Origin of the sequence: Streptomyces sp. NPDC001832, from assembly GCF_040297265.1 — a bacterium.
Classification (GTDB): domain Bacteria; phylum Actinomycetota; class Actinomycetes; order Streptomycetales; family Streptomycetaceae; genus Streptomyces.
Genome location: NZ_JBEOYU010000043.1, coordinates 1 through 3,792 on the forward strand (window position 1 = coordinate 1; position 3,792 = coordinate 3,792).

Here is a 3,792-nt window from a genome sequence, read left to right on the forward strand (position 1 = left end):
AGTACGAGGACGACCCTCCGCCTTGCGATCGCACGCACCAGACGCCGCGGGGCCCGCCCTTCGGGCGGACGACGGGACTTTCGAAACACGCCCTACGCGCGGCCCGCCGCCCCCCGGAACCGCGAGGTCCGGTGCACCGGGTCCGTGTCGATCTTCGGGATCACGTGCTCGCCGATCAGCCTGATCGAGTTCAACGTGTCCTCACGGCTGATCCCGATCGGCAACCCGAAGCTCAGCTGATCCGCCCCTGCCTGCTCCCACCGCTTGCACTGCCGCAGCACCTCGTCCGGATCACCGCAGATCATCAGCTCCTCGGCGATCAGGAGCTCGATGATCTCCTCGGAGTACTCCGGCAGCAGCTCGGGCCACTCCGGGATGCCCTCGGGCCGCGGGAACGTGTCGTGGTAGCGGAACAGCAGCGACTGCAGATAGTTCAGACCGCCGCCCACCGCGATCTCGACGGCCTTCGCGTGCGTCTCGGCGCAGATGGCCGTGGAGGTGACCATGACGTTGTCGTTGACGAAGTCCCCGACGGGTTCGGCCTCCTTGACGGCCGTCTTGTAGGACTCGACGACCCACTCCATGTCCGAGACCTTCTGCACGCTGAAGCCCAGCACGCCGAGCCCCTTTTTGCCCGCCATCGCGTAACTGGACGGCGATCCGGCCGCGTACCACATCGCCGGGTGCGACTTCCCGTACGGCTTGGGCAGGATCTTGCGCGGCGGCAGTGACCAGTGCTTTCCCTGGAAGCCGACGTACTCGTCCTGGAGCCACATCTTGGGGAACTCGGCGATGGTCTCTTCCCAGAGTTCCTTGGTGTGGTTCATGTCGGTGATGCCCGGCATGAAGCCCAGGATCTCGTGGCTGCCGGCCCCGCGCCCGGAGCCGAATTCGAAGCGGCCCTCGGAGAGGTGGTCGAGCATGGCGACCTTCTCGGCCACCTTCACCGGGTGGTTGACGGGGGCGAGCGGGTTGAAGATGCCGGATCCGAGGTGGATGCGGTCGGTGGCGTGTGCGAGGTAGCCCAGGTACACATCGTTGGCCGAGAGGTGCGAGTACTCCTCCAGGAAGTGGTGCTCGGAGGCCCAGGCGTACTTGAAGCCGGACTTGTCCGCCTGGATGACGTACTCGGTCTCCTCGATCAGCGCCTTGTGCTCTGCCTCGGGGTCAACCTTGGCCCGTGCGGCGGGCACGTACCCCTGTACAAAGATCCCGAATTCCAAGGGGGTTCACCGTCCTCATTCATTTCTGACGCTCCGTCAGATTTGGATGCGTCCGACTGTTTCACCGGCACCCGCGCCCGTCAATACCTGACGCTTCGTCAGCCACCTCAGAACAGGCTGACACCCGCCAGCCATCCTCCGTCGATGACGAACGGCTGCCCGGTGATGTACGAGGAATCGTCCGAGGTCAGGAAGAGCGCCAGCGCCGCCACCTCCTGCGGCCGCCCGATCCGCCCCAGCGGTACGAGCTTCTTGTACAGCTCGGCCACCGCGGCCCTGGACTCCTCCGGGTCCGCGGACGGGTCCAGTGCCGCCGGATTGGTCATCGCGGTGTCCACAGCCCCGGGGCAGACGGCGTTGACCCGTATCCCCTTCGCGGCCAGCTCCACGGCCGCCACCTTGGTCAGACCGAGCACCGCATGCTTGGTGGCGGCGTACGCGCCCACGAACGCCATGCCCGTGAGCCCCGTGTACGAGGCGGTGTTCACGATGGTCCCGCCGCCCGCGGCCTCGATCTCGGGCGCGACGTTCTTGATCCCCAGGAAGGCACCCACCTGGTTGACCTGCACCACCTGCTGGAACTCCTCCAGCGGTGTGGTCACCAGCTCGTTGAACCGGAGTATCCCCGCGTTGTTGACCAGCCCGTCGATCCTTCCGAAGGTGTCCTTCGCGGCGGCGACGGCGGCCTGCCACTCCTCCTCCCGGCTCACATCCAGATGGACGAACCGGGCGATGTCCTTCCCGGACTCCTCCTCCAGCTCCTTGGCCAGCGCCTCGCCCTGCTCGTCGAGCACATCGGCGATCACCACCCGCGCACCCTCCGCGACGAAGAGCCTCGCCTCCTGCTCGCCCTGTCCGCGCGCCGCACCGCTGATCAGCACGACCCGCCCGTCCAGCTTGCCCATGACCTGACTCCTACCTGTCGAGATGGGGTGCGACCTCGGCGGCGAACGCCGCCATCTGATCGGTCAGTTCGCTACGGCTACGACTGCGGAACCGCACCTGGATCTGGTGGACGCCCATGGCCCCGTACTCACGCAGCGACTCGGCGACGGCCTCCGGCTTTCCGGTGAGGGTCCGCCGCCCGACGGACCACTCCGGCTCACCGACGTACAACGGCTCGGTGATCGCACCGATGACGACCGGCTCCTCGACGCCTGCCGCCTCGCGCAGCTCCTTCAGCCGGGCGATCTGCGCGGGCAGCTTCCCCCGCGGATCTCCCTGCGGCAGCCAGCCGTCCCCCCGCAACGCGGCCCGGCGCACAGCGGCGGGCGAGGAGCCCCCCACCCAGACCGGCACCCGTTCCTGGGCCGGCCGCGGCAGCTGCCCGAGCCCGGCGAAGGAGAACCGTTCCCCCGCGAACTCCGGGTACTCCTCGGGGCCGAGCGCCGCCTTCAGTGCGTCGATGGTCTCGTCGAGGACCCCTCCCCGCCCCTCGAAGTCCGCCCCGAGCGCCTGGAACTCCTCCGGCACATGCCCGGCCCCGACCCCGAGGATCAGCCGGCCACCGCTGAGGTGGTCGAGGGTGGCGTACTGCTTGGCGGTGGCCAGCGGGTGCCGCAGGCCGACGACGGCGACATGGCTCATCAGCAGGACGCGCTCGGTGATCCCGGCGAGAAAGGCGAGGGTGGCGACCGGGTCGTACCAGACGGTGCTCATGACCCCGGCGAGCCGCCGTGGGATCGCGACATGGTCGCAGCTTGCCAGGTAGGCGAAGCCGGTACGGTCGGCGGTGCGGGCGATCTCGGCGAGGTCGGCGGGGGTGGCGGCGGCCTCCCACCCCTCTGCGTAGATGGTGCTCTGCGACTGGATCGGGAGCTGCATGCCGTACGACAGCGGCCCGGCGGAAACTATCGGCACCGAACGGCCTCCTACAGGGAATCTGACGTGTCGTCACATAATTACGCGGGGGCCATCGTCATACCTGACGTCACATCAGACAAGAGGTCGGCGCGAACCGGTGCCACGGCTCGCCACACTGTCCAGCAGCCGCAGGACGTCCGCGCGGCGGGGACGACATGAAGCTGCCGCAGCAGAAGACCCTTCATCTGCTGCGGCAGCGGCCGCGGAAGCTGTCCCGAAAGCTAAGCGGGTTCCTGTCCAGTCCCCTTGGAACCAGTCACCTCACGTAGCGCTGGCGGGGAGGCAGACCGCGTACGACTGGACGGTCTGCGGGCCGGCACCGCTGTTGTACGCGGAGACGTGCCAGGTGTTGGTCACGGTGTCCGGAGCACTCGCGGTCCAGTGGATCTCATCGTTCTGCAGCTGGTTCACGGCGCCTCCCCCGGTCACCACGGTCCCGGCAGGACACACAGCGACGATGTCCTGAACGCTGCCCCCAGCGGGCACGACCGTGGCGGCACTGGTGGCAGTCTGGGCCGGGCCGACAGGTCCGGCCGGGCCCGTAGCACCCGTCGCGCCAGTGGCGCCCGTCGGGCCGACAGGACCCGTCGGACCGGTAGCACCATCAGCACCGTTGGTGCCAGCGGCACCCGTCGGGCCGACAGGACCCGTCGGACCGGTAGCACCATCAGCACCGTTGGTGCCAGCGGCACCCGTCGGGCCGACA

At 68.4% G+C, this 3,792-nt stretch carries 4 protein-coding genes; all 4 read right to left on the bottom strand.

Features of this window, described 5'->3' with window-relative positions; genetic code table 11:
* Positions 1-92: 92 nt before the first annotated feature.
* The 4 genes from ABT115_RS25510 to ABT115_RS25525 all read right to left on the bottom strand — a co-directional run bounded on the left by ABT115_RS25510 (position 93) and on the right by ABT115_RS25525 (position 3,497).
* Positions 93-1,223 (bottom strand): LLM class flavin-dependent oxidoreductase, encoded by a 1,131-nt coding sequence (locus tag ABT115_RS25510; RefSeq protein ID WP_351794131.1) that lies wholly within the window; start codon positions 1,221-1,223, stop codon positions 93-95.
* A gap of 107 nt (positions 1,224-1,330) precedes the next feature.
* On the bottom strand, positions 1,331-2,128 hold the full coding sequence (locus tag ABT115_RS25515) for an SDR family NAD(P)-dependent oxidoreductase (RefSeq protein WP_351794133.1): 798 nt from the start codon (positions 2,126-2,128) through the stop codon (positions 1,331-1,333).
* 10 nt (positions 2,129-2,138) lie between these two features.
* Positions 2,139-3,047, bottom strand: a complete 909-nt coding sequence (locus ABT115_RS25520; protein WP_502969164.1) for a TIGR03619 family F420-dependent LLM class oxidoreductase — start codon at positions 3,045-3,047, stop codon at positions 2,139-2,141.
* 300 nt (positions 3,048-3,347) lie between these two features.
* A complete protein-coding gene (locus tag ABT115_RS25525) occupies positions 3,348-3,497 on the bottom strand; it encodes a hypothetical protein (RefSeq protein WP_351794139.1) in 150 nt (49 codons plus the stop codon).
* Between the last annotated feature and the right edge of the window lie 295 nt (positions 3,498-3,792).

Excerpts from the sequence above, each read along its gene's own strand:
- ABT115_RS25520 (WP_502969164.1), bottom strand. The coding sequence starts at position 3,047 with ATGCAGCTCCCGATCCAGTCGCAGAGCACCATCTACGCAGAGGGGTGG.
- ABT115_RS25515 (WP_351794133.1), bottom strand. The coding sequence starts at position 2,128 with ATGGGCAAGCTGGACGGGCGGGTCGTGCTGATCAGCGGTGCGGCGCGC.